We start from the raw sequence: 16,268 nt of genomic DNA, 5'->3' as shown, positions 1-16,268 counted from the left end.
CCGCCCGGCTCACGCGGACTTGATGGCGGAGATGTCGAAGGTCAGCTTCACCTTGTCGCTGACCACGACGCCGCCGGTCTCCAGGGCCGCATTCCAGGTCAGGCCCCAGTCGGAGCGCAGGATGTCGGCGCTGCCCTCGAAGCCGACGCGCTGGTTGCCGTAGGGGTCGGTCGCCGAGCCGTTGAACTCCAGGTCGATGGCGAGCGGGCGGGTGACGTCCTTGATGGTCAGGTCGCCGATGATCCGGTAGCTGTCGCCGCCGAGCTGCTGGGCCTCGGTGGAGCGGAAGGTCATCAGCGGGAACTGCTCGGCGTCGAAGAAGTCGCCGCTGCGCAGGTGGTTGTCACGGTCGGCGATGCCGGTGTCGACGGTGGCGACCTTGACGTCGAGCACGGCGGAGGAGGCGGCCGGCGCGGCGCCGTTCAGCTCCAGGGTGCCCTCGAAGCCGGCGAACGAGCCGCGCACATTGGTGACCATGGCGTGCCGGACGGTGAAGCCGATCCGGGAGTGCGCCGGGTCGATGGTGTACGTGCCGGTCAGCGCGGCCAGGGCCGGGTCGACCTCGGCGACGGCGGTGGCGACGGCGGTGCTCTTGCGGCCGAAGAGAGCCATGACGTTCTCCTTTGAAGGACGCGCTGCGGCCGGATGCCCAGCGGTTTAACTTTCAACAAGAACGACCGTAGACCCATTCCGTACGAGATTCAACTACTACTTTGGGTGTGTCCTCGCGTACTTTCCGTACGTCCCGTTCGCTACGGCCGCACGCGCGGCGGTGCCGGGGCCGGGCCCAGGGTCGTGGTGCCCGGGGCCGCGCGATGGCCAAGGCCCGTGCGGTAGGCGTCCATGGCCGCTTCCGTGCGGCCGGTGCGGCGCAGCAGATCGCCCAGCAGGCGGCACAGGTCCGCCAGGTCGCCGCTCGCGCCGCTGCGCTCCAGCAGGCCGAGCGCCGTCACATAGTGCTCCTCGGCCGACTCCAGCTCGCCGTGCTCCTCGCGGATCAGGCCGAGCAGGCGGTGCGCGCCCCCCGCGTGGACCGCGCCGTGCCGGTCGCCCAGCTCCGGCGCCGTCTCCACCAGCGGATCGAGCAGTGCTGCCGCCTCCGTGAAGCGGCCCAGGCGCCGCAGCACATCGGCGAGCTCGACCTCCACCTGGCAGGTGAAGAGCGCGGCCCGCTTCGCCGCGAGCATGTCGCGCGCGGTCCGCAACTCCCGCTCGGCAGCGCCCAGTTCGCCGTCCTGCGCGTACACATAGCCGCGCATCCAGTGGCAGTGCGCCAGATCCGTACGCAGCCGCAGCTGGCGGTAGACCGCCTGGGCCTTGGCGAGCGAGGCGTCGGCGTCGGCCGTGCGGCCCTCGGCGAGGAACGTGCGGGCCACCTGGCGGTGCATCCCGGCGACCAGGGCGGGGTCGGAGACCTGCGGCGCGAGCGCGAGCGCCAGCTCGGCGGCGTGCGCGGCGCGGGCCTGCGCGCCCATGTCCAGATACGGGCCGATGATCGCCGAGTAGAGCAGCACCAGCGACTCGGGGTCGTCCAGCCCCGAGGTGCCCAGCTCGTCGATGGTGGACTCAAGGAGATAGCAGGCGTAACGGAGCTCGCCCGCCAGTACGTGGGCGATCGCCCGGCCCCGGATCGCGCGGGTGCGGCGGGGCAGCGGCTCGCCCGACTGCTGGCGCTCGGCGGCCTCGAAGTGGCGGATGGCGTCGGCGAGTTCACCGGACTCCAGGGCGCACTCGCCCAGGCCCAGCAGTGCCTCGGCCTGTTCGGGGGCCAGCTCGTGCAGCTCGGCCTCGGTGAGCAGCTGGCGGTAGCGCACGGCGGCCTCGTCCGCGTCGCCGGTGGCGAGCAGGCGCTGGGCGTCAGTGAGGGCGAGCCGCAGCTCGGTGGCGAGGTGTGCGGGGCGGCCGGTGGCCAGCTCCTCGTAGCTGGTGCCGAGCCGTTCGGCGAGATGGCGAAGGGCCGCCTCGGACGGTCTGACCTTGCCGGACTCCAGGGTCGACACATAGGCCGGGGTGTAGGCGGGCTCGGCCAACTGTCGCTGGGTCAGACCCCGTTCGGCCCGCAGCCGCTGCACCCTGCGGCCGATCACGGCAGGTTCGTCCATCGTGTCCCCCTGGTCCCAGGGCATTGCGCCCGCCTCGTGCGCCCCCTAACTTAAGCACGCCGATCAACAGAGTTAATCGACCGCTTAACTTCCGACTTAACTTCCGTCACTGGGGGAGGACTTCATGCGCTCAGCCATGCGTCCGTCGCTGCGCAGAACCATAGCGGCGACCGCGCTCACCGCCGCCGCCGCGGCCGCGCTCATATCGGGGCCCGGCACCGCGGCCGCCGTCGACCCGGACCGGCCGGCGCCCCGGCCGCAGGTCCAGGTCGAGATACCCGGCCCGGAGACCGGCGGCGAGGCCGGCTCCGGACATACGCTCGTCCCGGTCACCGGGCAGAGCCACGGCCGCCCCGCGCCCGCGCTCACCGGCCGCGCCGCCGCGGCCGACGGCCAGGTCACCAAGATCGTCGACAATGGCTCGACGGCCGACCGCCTCGACATCGTCATCGTCGGCGACGGCTACACCGCCGACCAGCTCGACCAGTTCCACGCGGACGCCAAGGAGAAGTGGGGCGAGGTGACCGGCGTCGAGCCGTACACCACGTACCAGAACCTCTTCAACGTATGGACCGTGGACGCCGTCTCCGCCCAGTCCGGTGTCTCCGGCGACCCGGCCAAGGGCGATGTGAAGAACACCGCGCTCGGCGCCTACTTCTGGTGCGACGGGGTGGAGCGGCTGCTCTGTGTCGACCAGGACAAGGTCGACTCGTATGTGGCGAAGGCGCCGCAGGCCGACCTGGTGATCGTCCTCGCCAACAGCGCCAAGTACGGCGGCGCGGGCTACAACGAGCCCAGCAAGAAGCTCGGTTACGAGGGGATCTCCACCGCGTCGGCCGGCAACGCCAAGTCCGGCCAGGTCGCCATCCACGAGACCGGCCACTCGCTGGGCAAGCTCGCGGACGAGTACGCCTACCCGGGCACGCCCGGCTACGAGCACTACTCCGGCCCCGAGGCCACCCAGCCCAACATCTCGGTGCTCAGCGCGGAGCAGATGACCGCGCAGAGGACCAAGTGGTACCGCTGGCTCGGCGAGACGTCGCCGGACGGCGGCACGGTCGGGGCGTACGAGGGCGGCGGCTACTACGTCACCGGCCTCAACCGCCCCACCGACAACTCGATCATGCGCATCCTGGGCAAGCCCTTCAACCTGCCCGGGCGCGAGGCGATGATCGGCGGGTTCTACCGGCACGCGTCGATCGCGACGGCGGCCGTGCGCACCGACCGCACGCTGCGGGCGTACGACAGCGCGAAGGTCACCGTGCCGCGCCTGGTGGGCGAGGGCGTCAAGCAGCTGCGGGTGCGCTGGTACCTGGACGGCAAGGAGCTGCGCTGGTTCGAGGGCCGCACTTCGCTGAAGGTCGCCCAGGCCGTGCTGAACCTGTGGGACCACAAGGCGCACAAGCTGTCGGCCACGGTCTCCGACCCGACGGCCTCGGTGCGCGATCCTCGGATCGCCGCGACGCTCGCCGACACGGTGACCTGGACCGTACGCCGCTGACCCCGGTCGACGGTCGGCACTCGTACAACAAGCGCTTTCTACAAGGTGCGTCCGGGGCATTGAACGCCTCGGGCGCACCGTGCTACACCAGCGGGCAGCGGTCTATACCACCTCCCCGGGAGCCCCTGTGTCCGAGTCGCCCGCACTGCCCGCGTGGTCCCGTCGCACGTTCCTCGCCGCCACCGGAGCAAGCGCTCTCCTGCTCGGTACGGCGCCGGGGGCCCGGGCCGCCGACGACGAGTACGCGGTCCTGCGCAAGCGCTGGCGGGATCTGTCGCTGGGCACCGGGTTCGACGCGGGCGCCGAGCCGTTCGCCTCGCGACTCAAGGAGACCGGCGACCTCGCGCGCACCTTCCGCGCCTCGATGGCCCCGGCGGCCACCTCCCTGTGGCCCGACGCCCCGTTCGACCCGCCGGCCGGGATCACCCAGAGCTACTCCCGGCTGTGGACCATGGCCCAGGCCTACCTCCAGCCCGGCACCGGACTGACCGGCGACGCCTCCCTGTTCGCCGATGTCGTCACCGGCCTCGACCATGTCTCCGCGAAGGTCTACAACCCCACCACCACCCGCTACGGCAACTGGTGGGAGTGGCAGATCGGCAGCCCCAGACTGCTCATGGACCTCGTCAACGCGCTCCACGACGAGCTCACCGACGACCGCGTCCAGGCGGCCTGCGCGGCCGTCGACCACTTCGTCCCCGACTCCGCGCTCGCGGTCTACTCGGGCACCTCCACCGGCGCCAACCGCGTCGACCTGTGCCGCTCGGTAGCGGTGCGCGGCGCCGTCGGCCGCGCCCCCGCCAAGCTCGCGCTCGCCCGCGACGCCCTCTCCCCGGTCTTCCCGTACGTCACCAAGGGCGACGGCCTCTACGCCGACGGATCGTTCGTCCAGCACACCTCGATCGCCTACTCCGGTACGTACGGACAGGTCATGCTCGACGGGCTCGGGCGGCTGTTCACGCTGCTCGCGGGGTCGAGCTGGGCGGTGACCGACCCCAACCGGCAGATCATCCTGGACAGCGTGGAGCACGCGTACGCGCCGACGATCCACAACGGTCTGGTGATGGACAGCGTCAACGGGCGTGCGGTGAGCCGGGGTTATCTGCTGAACGACGATCTGCGGGTGATGCGCAGTGACCACTTCCACGGGCAGGGGCTGATCGCCGCGATCGCGGTGCTCGCGGGCGGCGCCTCCGAGGCCGAGCGGACCCGCTGGTACGGGATGGTCAAGGGCTGGGCCGAGCGCGACCCCGGCCATCTCGACCTCGCCGCCCGCCAGTTCGGCGTGGCCGACCTCGCCCGGCTCCAGGCCGTCGCCGACTCGCCGGTGGCGGCCGCGCCCGAGCCGGTCGGGCACACCCTGTTCGCCGCGATGGACCGGGCCGTCCACCGCCGCCCCGGCTGGACCGCGAACATCTCGATGGCCTCGGAGCGGATCTCGTACTACGAGTGCGGCAACGGCGAGAACCCGCGCGGCTGGCACACCGGTGCCGGGATGCTCTACTGGTGGCCCGGCGAGCAGGGCAACGACCAGTACACCGACTGGTTCTGGCCAACCGTCGACCCGTACCGGCTGCCGGGGACGACGGTCTCCACCAAGCGGCTCGCCGACAAGGCGGGCGGCGAGTGGGGCGCGGCCAAGCCCGCCGTGACCTGGGTGGGCGGGGCGAGCGACGGCGAGTTCGCGGCGGTGGGCCAGCACGTGAAGGGGCTCGGTTCGACCCTTGAGGCCCGTAAGTCCTGGTTCTGCACGGCCGGTACGGTCGTCTGCCTCGGCGCCGGGATCACCGCGAGCGACGGCGTTCCGGTCGAGACGGTCGTCGACAACCGCAACCTGGGGGAGGGCGGCACCGACGCGTTCACGGTCGATCCCGGCCCCCGCCCGCGCTGGGCGCATCTCGACGGGCACGGCGGCTGGGCCTTCCCCGGCGGCACGGGCGCGCTGCACACCCTGCGCGAGGCCCGGACCGGGGCGTGGGGCGACATCAACACCGGCAGCTCGACCGAGCGCCGCACCCGGACGTATCAGACGCTGTGGCTGGACCACGGGGTCGACCCGGTGGGCGCCTCGTACCATTACCAGCTGCTGCCGGGCGCCTCGGCGGCCACCGTCGCGGCGCGCGCGGCGGACCGGGGATGGCTGTCGGTGCTGGCCAACACGGCCGCCTGCCAGGCCGTCTCGGTGCCCTCGCTGGGGCTTGTCGGCGCGAACTTCTGGCAGGCGGGGAGCGCGGGCCCGCTCGCGGTCACCGCACCGGCGAGCGTGCTCGTACGGAGCAAGGGGGCGAGCGCCGAGCTGCGGACGAGCGAGCCGCCGCGCACCGGTCGGCCCTTCGAGCTGACCTGGCACCATCCCGTACGACGGGTGACCAGCGCCGATCCGTCGGTCGAGGTGCTGGCCACCGGAGCGGTGCTGCGGCTGCGGATCACGCCGGGCACGGCCGGTGCGAGCCACCGGTGTGACGTGGGTCTCATGTGACCCGGTTGTTGGACCCCAACAAAGCCGGACGGGCCTGAGCTGGCACTTCGCCTGCATCGCGGGATAGTTCTGTTCAGGGGTACCAGGAAATAGGTCCGGAGACTGTGTGAAGTCGACGGCGGGAAATTCTTGGTCGACTTCGTAGGGTCGATGCATGACCGTTGTGGACGAAACCCCGGGTGAGCCGAGTGACGCGCGTGGCCGCGTGGCCGAGCTGCTGGCCCTGCGCGAGCAGGCCCGGCGCGGGCCGAGTGAGCGCGCGACCGAAGCGCAGCACGCCAAGGGCAAGCTGACCGCGCGCGAGCGCATCGAGCTGCTTCTCGACCCGGGTTCGTTCAAGGAGGTCGAGCAGCTGCGCCGCCACCGGGCGACCGGGTTCGGCCTGGAGGCCAAGAAGCCGTACACGGACGGTGTCATCACCGGCTGGGGCACGGTCGAGGGCCGTACGGTCTTCGTCTACGCGCACGACTTCCGGATCTTCGGCGGTGCGCTGGGCGAGGCCCACGCGACGAAGATCCACAAGATCATGGACATGGCCATCGCGGCCGGTGCCCCGCTGGTCTCCCTGAACGACGGTGCCGGCGCCCGTATCCAGGAGGGCGTCTCGGCGCTCGCCGGGTACGGCGGCATCTTCCAGCGCAACACGCGGGCCTCGGGTGTCATCCCGCAGATCTCCGTGATGCTCGGCCCGTGCGCCGGTGGCGCGGCCTACAGCCCCGCCCTCACCGACTTCGTGTTCATGGTCCGCGAGACCTCGCAGATGTTCATCACCGGCCCGGACGTCGTCCGTGCGGTGACGGGCGAGGAGATCTCGCAGAACGGCCTGGGCGGCGCGGACGTGCACGCCGAGACGTCCGGTGTGGCGCACTTCGCGTACGACGACGAGGAGAGCTGCCTCCAGGAGGTGCGCTACCTCCTGTCGATGCTGCCGTCCAACAACCGCGAGAACCCGCCCTCGCACCCCGCCGAGGACCCGGCCGACCGGCGCGGCGACGTGCTGCTCGACCTGGTGCCCGCCGACGGCAACCGCCCGTACGACATGCACAAGGTCATCGAGGAGCTCGTCGACGACGGCGACTACCTGGAGATCCACGAGCGCTGGGCCCGCAACATCATCTGCGCGCTGGCCCGACTCGACGGCCAGGTCGTCGGCATCGTGGCCAACCAGCCGCAGACGCTGGCGGGCGTCCTGGACATCGAGGCGTCGGAAAAGGCTGCCCGTTTCGTCCAGATGTGCGATGCTTTCAACATTCCGATTATCACCCTTTTGGACGTACCCGGGTTCCTGCCCGGCGTCGATCAGGAGCACGGTGGAATCATCCGGCACGGCGCCAAGCTGCTGTACGCGTACTGCAACGCCACCGTGCCCCGGATCTCGCTGATCCTGCGCAAGGCCTACGGCGGGGCGTACATCGTCATGGACTCCCAGTCCATCGGCGCCGACCTCACCTACGCCTGGCCGACCAACGAGATCGCGGTCATGGGCGCCGAAGGTGCCGCCAACGTCATCTTCCGCAAGCAGATCGCGGAGGCCGAGGACCCCGAGGCGATGCGTGTACGCATGGTCAAGGAGTACAAGGCCGAGCTGATGCACCCCTACTACGCGGCCGAGCGGGGCCTGGTCGACGACGTCATCGACCCCGCCGAGACCCGCGAGGTGCTCATCGCCTCCCTCGCGATGCTGCGCACCAAGCACGCCGACCTGCCGTCCCGCAAGCACGGCAATCCGCCTCAGTAACGAGGAGCCCGAGTGAACACCCCGACTTCCGTCCCTTCCGCGTCCGTCCTGCGGGTCGAGAAGGGCGACGCCGCCCCGGAGGAGCTGGCTGCCATCACGGCCGTCCTGCTCGCCCGCGCCGCCGCCCGGACCACCACGACCCCGTCCCGGGGCCGCGACACGGCCGGCTGGCGCCGCCTGGAGCGCACGCCCGGCTTCCGCGCACCGCACTCCTGGCAGGGCTAGGCCCGTAAACGCCTGAGAAGGCCCCGCCGCTCCTCTTGGAGCGGCGGGGCCTTCTGCGTTCTTGAACGGCTTCCCCGGACAGCACGAACGCCGGGACCCGTGGCGGGTCCCGGCGTCGGTGAAGGGGGGTGGGCTGCTAGCGCAGCCGGGCCATCAGCGCGTGCTCGACCAGAGTGATCAGCGCGCTCTTCGCGTCCGCGCGGTGGCGGGCGTCGGTGGTGATGATCGGGGTGTCCGGGCCGATCTGGAGGGCCTCGCGGACTTCGTCGGGGGTGTACGGCTGGTGGCCGTCGAAGCCGTTGAGGGCGATGACGAACGGCAGGCCGCTGTTCTCGAAGTAGTCGACCGCGGGGAAGCAGTCGGCGAGGCGGCGGGTGTCGACGAGCACGACGGCGCCGATGGCGCCGCGTACCAGGTCGTCCCACATGAACCAGAAGCGGTCCTGACCGGGGGTACCGAACAGGTACAGGATCAGGTCCTGGTCGAGCGTGATGCGGCCGAAGTCCATCGCGACCGTGGTGGTCGTCTTGTCGCCCGTGTGCGTGAGGTCGTCGATGCCCGCCGAGGCGGACGTCATGACGGCTTCGGTGCGCAGGGGGTTGATCTCCGAGACCGCGCCGACGAACGTGGTCTTGCCCACGCCGAAGCCGCCCGCCACCACGATCTTCGCGGAAGTAGTGGAGCGGGCAGCACCGCCGCTAGAGCTTGCGAAGTCCACTGAGCACCCTTTCGAGCAGTGTCACATCTGGCTGGCCGCCGGCGGACTCGTCGCCGCCGGGCTGGTGGATGGCGACAAGTCCGGCCTCGGCCAGGTCGGCGACGAGGATTCGGGCGACGCCGAGGGGGATGGAAAGGAGTGCCGAGATCTCGGCGACCGACTTGATCTCACGGCACAGATGGCAGATCCGCTGGTGCTCGGGCAACTGCCCTTGCAGCCGCGACGGTTCCGCCGTGGTGTGCACCAGCGCCTCGATGGCGAGCTGGTAGCGCGGCCGGGTGCGGCCGCCGGTCATGGCGTACGGACGCACAAGGGGGTTGTGCGTGCCGCCCGCCGGGGAAGGCTTGGGGACCTGCCGCGGCGCCACCGGCTCGATGCGGGGCTGCGGCGGCTGGTCGTAGGGGCTGGGCTGCCGGTGCGGCTGCTGGTAAGGCTGCTGACCCTGGCCGTGTCTGCTGGGCGCGGAGGGAAAGTTGAACCGGTTGTGCCCGTGCTCACCCGGAGACTGCTGGCCACCGCTGTATGGGTGTCCGCCTGGGGGTGTTGTCACGTTTCCTCCTCCGACTGCCGGTCGCCCATCGCATTGGGGCCGCGCCACCGCACCTTATGGCGCGGTGGCGAGAAACGCACTGCCTGTCTGCCGGTTGAGAACCGGAATTTCACAATTAATTGAGAAGGCTGCCCTGGAGTTCCGCCCGCAGGTCGGGGGTGAGAACCGTGCCCGCACGGTCCACGAGGAGAGCCATCTCATAGCCCACCAGACCGATGTCGGCCTCGGGGTGGGAGAGTACGGCGAGCGAGGACCCGTCCGAGATGGACATGATGAAGAGGAAGCCGCGCTCCATCTCCACGACCGTCTGGTTGACGGCGCCGCCCTCGAAGATCCGGGAGGCTCCCGCGGTCAGGGACGTCAGACCGGAGGCGACCGCCGCCAGCTGATCGGCCCGGTCCCGGGGGAAGCCTTCGGACATCGCCAGCAGGAGTCCGTCGGCGGAGACCACCACCGTGTGGGACACCCCGGGGGTGTTGTCCACGAAGTTGGTGATCAACCAGTTCAGATTCTGCGCCGCCTGGCTCATCGGGCTCACACTAACGCTCCTGGTTGTAGGTGTTACTGGTGTCCGACCCCGCGCTGCGGCCCTGCTGGACGCCGCGGCGCAGGTTGCTCAACCTGCCGCGTACGTCCTCCGGAGCGCGGGAGACCTGTGGGCCGCCCTGCGGGGTCTGCTCGGCCGCGCCCTCGACCAGGTTGGCCTTGGGCACCCGCCGGGGGAGACCGGAGGGGGTGACCCCGCCGGCCTTCGGCTCACGCAGCTTCTCGGCGCGCGTCCAGCGCTCGTCGTTGGTCGAACGCCAGTCGCCCGTCGGCCCGTCGCCGGTGGCCGGGGCGTCGTCGGTGGCGGCGCCGGACTCGGGAGAGGTTCCGTTTCGGGAGCCGTCACGGGTCGCGGGGCCGCTGCCGTTGACGGGCTGCTGCGGCTGCTCGGGGCGCTGCGGCTCGGACTGCTGCTGCGGCTCCTGAGCGGCGGGCTGCCAGCGCTGCTGGTGCGGCTGCTGGCTGCCGCGCCGGGGCAGACCGGCGCCGGTCAGCTCGTGGGCGGAGGCCGGGGTGGGGCCCGGCCGGTCGAAGCCTACGCGCTCGTTGCTGTTCACGGGAACGTCCGGAGCGGATTCCGCTTCCTGGCCGCCCTGCTGGTACTCGGAGGCGTACGGCGCCTGGTAGGAGCCGGTCTCGCTCTCCTGGTAGGAGGTGCTGCCCGGCCAGTCGTCCTGCTGGGACGTGGTGCCGTAACCGCCGTCGTAGTGCTGCCCGTCGGCCGTCGGCGCCTGGTAGGCGGCGTCCGCGTAACCCTGCTCGGCGTAGCCCTCGCGGTGGCCGTTCTGCTGGCCGTACGACTCCTGCTGGTATCCGTCGGAGTAGTCCTGCGCGTACTGCTGCGAGCCGTCGTACTGGCCCTCGTAGCCGCCCTGTTGCGGGTTGTACGCGTCGAACTGGGCCGTCTCGCCCTGGCCCTCGTAGGACTGCTGGTCGTAACTGTCGTCGTACTGCTGCCGGCCGTCGACCTCGTCGCGGAAGAGCGGGCGGTCGCCGCCGTGCGCCTGGGCCTCCAGGGCCGCGCGGCGCTCCTCGCGCATCAGCGAGCGGTTGACCGGGTCGAGCTGAAGGGCCTCGCCCTGCTCGCCCGTCTCGTAACGGGAGTCGTCGAAGCCGAGCTCGGCGGCGGTGCGCATCGCCGGGGCGGCCGGGGCCTCGAAGCTCTGCTGCTCCGGGATGATCTGCGAGACCGTGAAGTCGTCGCCGGGCAGCGCCTGGCCACCGCCACCGTGGGTGATCGCGTCCGGGAGCATGACCAGCGAGGTGGTGCCCGCCTGCTCGCCGGAGGGACGCAGCTGCACGCGGATGCCGTGGCGGTCGGAGAGCCGGCCGACCACGAACAGGCCCATGCGCTGCGAGACGGCCGCGTCCACGGTCGGCGGGTTCGCCAGCTTGTGGTTGATGTCCGCGAAGTCCTCGGCGGTGAGGCCGATGCCCTTGTCGTGGATCTCGACCATGACGCGACCGTCCGGGAGCCGGGTGGCGGTCACGCGAACCTTGGTCTGCGGGGAGGAGAACGTCGTGGCGTTCTCCAGGAGCTCGGCGAGCAGGTGCACGAGGTCGGTCACGGCCTGGCCGTGGATCTCGCTCTCCGGCACACCGGTCAGCTCGATGCGCTCGTACGACTCCACCTCGGAGGAGGCGGCGCGCAGCACGTCGACCAGCGGGACCGGCTGGTTCCAGCGGCGGCCCGGCTCCTCGCCGGCGAGGACCAGGAGGTTCTCGCCGTTGCGGCGCATACGGGTCGCGAGGTGGTCCAGCTTGAAGAGGCTTTCGAGCTGGTCCGGGTCGGCCTCGTTGTTCTCCAGGTCGGTGATGAGGGTCAGCTGGCCCTCGATCAGGGACTGGTTGCGGCGCGACAGGTTGGTGAAGATCGCGTTGACGTTGCCCCGCAGCAGCGCCTGCTCGGCGGCGAGCCGGACGGCCTCGCGGTGGACCTGGTCGAAGGCGCGGGCGACCTCGCCGATCTCGTCCGTGGAGGTGATCGGTATCGGCTCGACGCGGGTGTCGACCCGGCCGGGCTCGGTGCGCGAGAGCTGGTCGACGAGCATCGGCAGGCGCGTCTCGGCCACCTCGAAGGCGGCGGAGCGCAGGCGGCGCATCGAGCGGCTCATCTGGCGGGCCACCATGCCGGCCAGGATGAACGCGGCGAGCAGCGAGACCACGACGATCGCGCCGTTGATGTACGCGGAGGTCTTGGCGTCGTCGGCGATCTGACCGGCCTCGGTCACGGCCCGGTCGACCAGGTCGGTCTCGATCTCGGTGTAGCCGTCGAACTTGGCGGTGGCGGCGGACATCCACGCGTCGGGGGAGATCTTCTGGGCCTTGAGCTCCTTGACGCTCGTGGCCTCGCCGAGGGCCGCAGCCATGCCGTTGTAGACCGAGCCGTCACGGACCGGGGCGGCACCGATGTGCGCGCCGGTGTCGGGCTGCTGGGTCGCACCGGGGAAGTCCTTGGCGGACTGCGCGGCCTTGGCGGCCATGACCTGCTTGAGGTGCGCGCTGTCGGCGTCCGTACCACCGGCGTCGAACTCGCCCAGCGCGATGAACTCCAGGTAGTTGTACGAGTTGAACGCCTTGACCTGCATCTGGAAGGTCTGCGGGTCCTCGCTGGGGCGGATCAGCAGGTGCATGCCGATCGAGCGCTGCAGCGACTCCGCGGCCTTGGCGAGGTCGACGGCGTACACCATGCGGCCGTAGCTGGTGATGTTGCCGGTGCCGAGGCCGAGCTCGTTGGAGAAGGTGCTCAGGTAGTGCGGGATGGCCGTGTAGCCCTCCTCGGTGAGCACCGGGTTCTTCGCCTCGACGCCCTTGGTGAAGGCCGTCTTGCGGAGCATGTCGAGGTTCTTCTCGGCGTCGCGGACCTTGGCCAGACGGCGCTTGAGGCTCGCGGTGTCCGGCATGCCCTTGACGACGTCGTCGAACTTGGCGCGGGCCGCGTCCGAGGTGGCGTACGCCTTGTTGATGACGTCGCTGTCGCGCTTGTTCTGCAGCAGCGGCTGAGCGGTGAGGTCACGCTCGTTGAGCAGGGCCTGGCCGTACTCCGAGGCGGCGCGCACGATGAGCGCCGTCTTCTCGGCGTCCTTGGCCTCGGTCCAGGTGTCGATGGACCCCTTGACCTCGAAGCCGCCCATGACGAGGCCGACGAGGACGGGGATGAGGAGGATGGCGTTCAGACGGGTGGCCACCCGCCAGTTGCGCGGCGAGAACTTGCTCTGGCTGCCGGTGTCGGGACCGGAAGCCTTGCCCCCGCCCTTGCCCCCGGAGGGCGTCGGCAACTCGTCAGGCTGCACCGCATTGCGCTGCGGCGGGGTGAAGTTGCCCCGCGCCTGCTGCGTCGCGGAGCTCGTCGTGCTTCGCCTCACTCGACCAACAACCTCTCGGCGCCGGCACCTCTCGCGGTGTGCCTTTAAATGTTCTGAGCCGTACTACTCGGGAGTTCGTCGAATTCCAGCACGCCGGGCGGTTCCGTTCCAAACAGCTGGAATCTGCGGTTCCGAGTGGCACACGCCTCAGATAAAACGGGCATAAAGAGCGAGCCCCGTCAAAAGGCGGGGCCAATGTGAGCGCAGCGACACCGTGTGAACGCGCCGGGTGTCCGTGACGTGCGAATTCTCTGTCGAAACGTTATGAACACAGGGGCGGATCGTGTCAAAGGACACAGTCCGCCCCCCGTTCCTCTACGACAACTGCCGTATGACCCTGCCTACTTGAGTCGTGCCATCAGTGCGTGCTCCACCAGCGTGATCAGCGCACTCTTCGCATCGCCGCGGTGGCGGGCGTCGGTGGTGATGATCGGGGCGTCCGGACCGATCTGCAGCGCCTCGCGCACCTCGTCCGGCGTGTACGGCTGGTGGCCGTCGAAGCCGTTCAGCGCGATCACGAACGGCAGGCCGCTGTTCTCGAAGTAGTCGACCGCCGGGAAGCAGTCGGCCAGGCGGCGGGTGTCGACCAGGACCACGGCGCCGATCGCGCCGCGCACCAGGTCGTCCCACATGAACCAGAAGCGGTCCTGACCCGGAGTACCGAACAGGTACAGGATCAGGTCCTGGTCCAGGGTGATGCGGCCGAAGTCCATGGCGACGGTCGTCGTCGTCTTGTCCCCGGTGTGCGTCAGGTCGTCGATCCCGGCGCTCGCGCTCGTCATCACGGCTTCGGTACGCAGAGGGTTGATCTCCGAGACCGCGCCGACGAACGTGGTCTTGCCCACGCCGAAGCCGCCCGCCACCACGATCTTCGCGGAAGTGGTGGAGCGGGCAGCACCGCCGCTAGAGCTTGCGAAGTCCACTGAGCACCCTTTCGAGCAGCGTCACATCCGGCGTGCCGCCGGCCTCTCCATTGCCCGGCTGGTGGATCGCCACCATGCCGGCCTCCGCCAGGTCGGCGACAAGAATCCGGGCGACGCCGAGTGGCATCTGCAGCAGCGCCGAGACCTCCGCCACCGACTTGACCTCGCGGCACAGGTGGCAGATGCGCTGGTGCTCGGGCAGCAGCGTGGCCAGGTGCGCGGGGTCCGCGGTCGTGCTGACCAGTGCCTCGATGGCGAGCTGGTAGCGCGGCCGGGTGCGGCCGCCCGTCATGGCGTACGGGCGGACCAGCGGCTGGTCGCCATCACTGTCGTAGTGCGCGTCGTGCAGAGCGCCGTACGAATCGTGTGAGGCGGGTGGCGGGGTCATGGATCCTCCGGGCGGGACAGCAGTGACAGCGAGTGTCTTCGAGCCGTCTGATGTGGCCGGTGGGGGGCGATGTGCGGCCGGACGGTGGTTTCTGACTGAGTGGGGGGCCTCAGTGGAGCAGGCTCCCCTGGAGTTCCGCGCGCAGGTCCGGGGTGAGGACGGAGCCGGCACGGTCGACCAGGAGGGCCATCTCGTATCCCACCAGGCCGATGTCGCACTCGGGGTGTGCGAGCACGGCCAGGGAGGAGCCGTCGGAGACGGACATCAGGAAGAGGAAACCGCGCTCCATCTCGACCACGGTCTGGGCGACGGTGCCGCCCTCGAAGATCCGGGACGCACCCGCGGTCAGCGAGGTGAGACCGGACGCCACGGCCGCGAGCTGGTCGGCCCGGTCCCGCGGGAATCCCTCGGACATGGCCAGCAGCAGGCCGTCGGCGGAGACCACCACCGTGTGGGACACCCCGGGGGTGTTGTCCACGAAGTTGGTGATCAACCAGTTCAGATTCTGCGCCGCCTGGCTCATCTGACTCAACTAACGCTCCTGCTGGTGAGTGGGGTCCATCGAGAAACTGCCGGTCGACGGGCCGTTGCCGGCCTGTCGCCCCTGCTGGATACCCCGGCGGAGATTGGTCAGGCGACCGCGCACATCGTCGGGCGCACGCGAGACCTGGGGGCCTGCCTGGTTCTGCTGTTGCTGGGCGGTGCCCGCGACCAGGTTGGCACGCGGGACCCGCTTGGGCAGACCGGAAGTGGTGATACCGCCGGCCGCGGGCTTGCGGGCCCGCTCGGCCTGGCGGACGAGTTCGTCGTTGGGCGAGGGGCGCCAGGAGCCGCTGCCGCCTGCGCCGTTGGCACCGGCGTCGCGGGACGCGGGCGCCGGACGGCGCTCGGCGGGCTGCTGCGGCGCGGCCGGGCGCTGCGCGGGACGCGCACCCTGCTGCGGACCGCCCTGACCGCCCTGGCCCTGCGGGGCCTGGCCGTCCTGCTGACCGCCCTGCTGGTTGAACCAGTTGGTTTCCAGCGTGTCGTACAGCGGCGTACGGCCGTCACCGGCATTGGGGGCCGGCGGCAGAGCCTCGGGCTGCGTCCGCTCCGGCAGGTTACCGGAGGCCGGACGCGGTCCCTGGTTCTGCCGGGGCTGCTGCGGCTGCTGGTACTGCTGGGGCTGAGGCTGCTGTGGGACGGGCGGACGCGGCGCGTCGAAGTCCGGCCGCGCGAACTCGGAGGTCGCCCCCGGGCCTTGGCGGTCGTCCATCGGCGGCCGGGCGAACTGGCCGGTGTGCTGACCGGCGTTCTGGCCGCTGCTCGGTCCCGCGTTCTGGCCGTTGTACGAGGTGGGGCTCGGGAACTGGCCGGTCTGCGACGGGTCCTGGTTGCCCTGGCCCTGGTTGCTCTGGCTCTGGTTGCCCTGGGGCGCGCCGAACACGTCGCCGCGGACGAACTGACCGCCCGCCTGCGGCGGCTGGGGCGTGGTGCCCTGGCCGGGCGGCGGCCCGTCGAAGTCGGGGCGGGCGAACTCGGCGGTGGAGCCGGGGCCCTGGCGGTCGTCGAGCTGCGGCACCGGGTACTGACCGGTGTGCTCCTCGTGGCCGCGCGGCACGTCCAGCGACGGCTGGTCGTTGCCCCAGCTCGCTGCCTGCGGGCGCTGCTGCTGCGGGTTGCCGCCGGGCAGCTCGGCGCGCGGGGCGCCGGGCGGCGGGGTCAGCGGACGGTCGCCGCGGCGCGGGGCCGGG

13 protein-coding genes and 1 pseudogene are annotated in these 16,268 nt (G+C 70.8%); 4 read left to right on the top strand and 10 right to left on the bottom strand.

The genetic code is table 11. The annotated features are described in order from the left end of the window. Window positions 1-9 precede the first annotated feature (9 nt). Together BG418_RS21525 and BG418_RS21520 are read right to left on the bottom strand one after the other, a co-directional pair. Window positions 10-612, bottom strand: coding sequence for a YceI family protein (locus BG418_RS21525; protein WP_188275582.1), 603 nt, complete (start codon window positions 610-612; stop codon window positions 10-12). A 140-nt stretch (window positions 613-752) separates the two neighbouring features. Further along, window positions 753-2,102, bottom strand: coding sequence for a helix-turn-helix domain-containing protein (locus tag BG418_RS21520; RefSeq protein WP_188275581.1), 1,350 nt, complete (start codon window positions 2,100-2,102; stop codon window positions 753-755). A gap of 124 nt (window positions 2,103-2,226) precedes the next feature. On the opposite strand from BG418_RS21520, the gene BG418_RS21515 reads away from it, so the two are divergent. The 4 genes from BG418_RS21515 to BG418_RS21500 all read left to right on the top strand — a co-directional run bounded on the left by BG418_RS21515 (window position 2,227) and on the right by BG418_RS21500 (window position 8,045). Next, the gene (locus BG418_RS21515) at window positions 2,227-3,603 is read left to right on the top strand and encodes a M64 family metallopeptidase (RefSeq protein WP_223185227.1); all 1,377 of its coding nucleotides are present in this window, start codon (window positions 2,227-2,229) and stop codon (window positions 3,601-3,603) included. Window positions 3,604-3,730: 127 nt separating this feature from the next. Further along, on the top strand, window positions 3,731-6,082 hold the full coding sequence (locus tag BG418_RS21510; protein WP_317453719.1) for a polysaccharide lyase 8 family protein: 2,352 nt from the start codon (window positions 3,731-3,733) through the stop codon (window positions 6,080-6,082). A 154-nt stretch (window positions 6,083-6,236) separates the two neighbouring features. Beyond that, window positions 6,237-7,820 (top strand): acyl-CoA carboxylase subunit beta, encoded by a 1,584-nt coding sequence (locus BG418_RS21505; protein WP_188275580.1) that lies wholly within the window; start codon window positions 6,237-6,239, stop codon window positions 7,818-7,820. Between the two features lie 12 nt (window positions 7,821-7,832). Further along, complete coding sequence (locus BG418_RS21500; protein ID WP_188275579.1) at window positions 7,833-8,045, top strand: acyl-CoA carboxylase subunit epsilon; 213 nt, start codon at window positions 7,833-7,835, stop codon at window positions 8,043-8,045. Between the two features lie 136 nt (window positions 8,046-8,181). Here BG418_RS21500 and BG418_RS21495 read toward each other — a convergent pair whose 3' ends face one another. The 8 genes and pseudogenes from BG418_RS21495 to BG418_RS21460 all read right to left on the bottom strand — a co-directional run. Next, window positions 8,182-8,763, bottom strand: coding sequence for an ATP/GTP-binding protein (locus tag BG418_RS21495; protein ID WP_069978110.1), 582 nt, complete (start codon window positions 8,761-8,763; stop codon window positions 8,182-8,184). Continuing rightward, window positions 8,744-9,313, bottom strand: coding sequence for a DUF742 domain-containing protein (locus BG418_RS21490; RefSeq protein WP_188275578.1), 570 nt, complete (start codon window positions 9,311-9,313; stop codon window positions 8,744-8,746). The genes BG418_RS21495 and BG418_RS21490 overlap by 20 nt, the downstream gene beginning before the upstream one ends. Before the next feature lie 115 nt (window positions 9,314-9,428). Continuing rightward, entirely contained in the window at window positions 9,429-9,842 is a 414-nt protein-coding gene (locus BG418_RS21485) for a roadblock/LC7 domain-containing protein (RefSeq protein ID WP_148006640.1), read from the bottom strand. Window positions 9,843-9,852: 10 nt separating this feature from the next. After that, on the bottom strand, window positions 9,853-13,224 hold the full coding sequence (locus BG418_RS21480) for a nitrate- and nitrite sensing domain-containing protein (protein WP_188275577.1): 3,372 nt from the start codon (window positions 13,222-13,224) through the stop codon (window positions 9,853-9,855). A gap of 341 nt (window positions 13,225-13,565) precedes the next feature. Then, window positions 13,566-14,147 (bottom strand): ATP/GTP-binding protein, encoded by a 582-nt coding sequence (locus tag BG418_RS21475; protein ID WP_067164660.1) that lies wholly within the window; start codon window positions 14,145-14,147, stop codon window positions 13,566-13,568. After that, window positions 14,128-14,535, bottom strand: coding sequence for a DUF742 domain-containing protein (locus BG418_RS21470; protein ID WP_188275576.1), 408 nt, complete (start codon window positions 14,533-14,535; stop codon window positions 14,128-14,130). The genes BG418_RS21475 and BG418_RS21470 overlap by 20 nt, the downstream gene beginning before the upstream one ends. A 109-nt stretch (window positions 14,536-14,644) precedes the next feature. Then, a complete protein-coding gene (locus BG418_RS21465; protein WP_067164664.1) occupies window positions 14,645-15,058 on the bottom strand; it encodes a roadblock/LC7 domain-containing protein in 414 nt (137 codons plus the stop codon). Window positions 15,059-15,067: 9 nt separating this feature from the next. Beyond that, window positions 15,068-16,268: pseudogene (locus tag BG418_RS21460) on the bottom strand (hypothetical protein); the annotation flags it as partial.

It is taken from the genome of Streptomyces sp. CBMA152 (genome assembly GCF_014596475.1).
Lineage (GTDB): Bacteria > Actinomycetota > Actinomycetes > Streptomycetales > Streptomycetaceae > Streptomyces.
The sequence above is the reverse complement of the archived record's forward strand: the minus strand, read 5'-3'. Positions and strand labels throughout refer to the sequence as shown.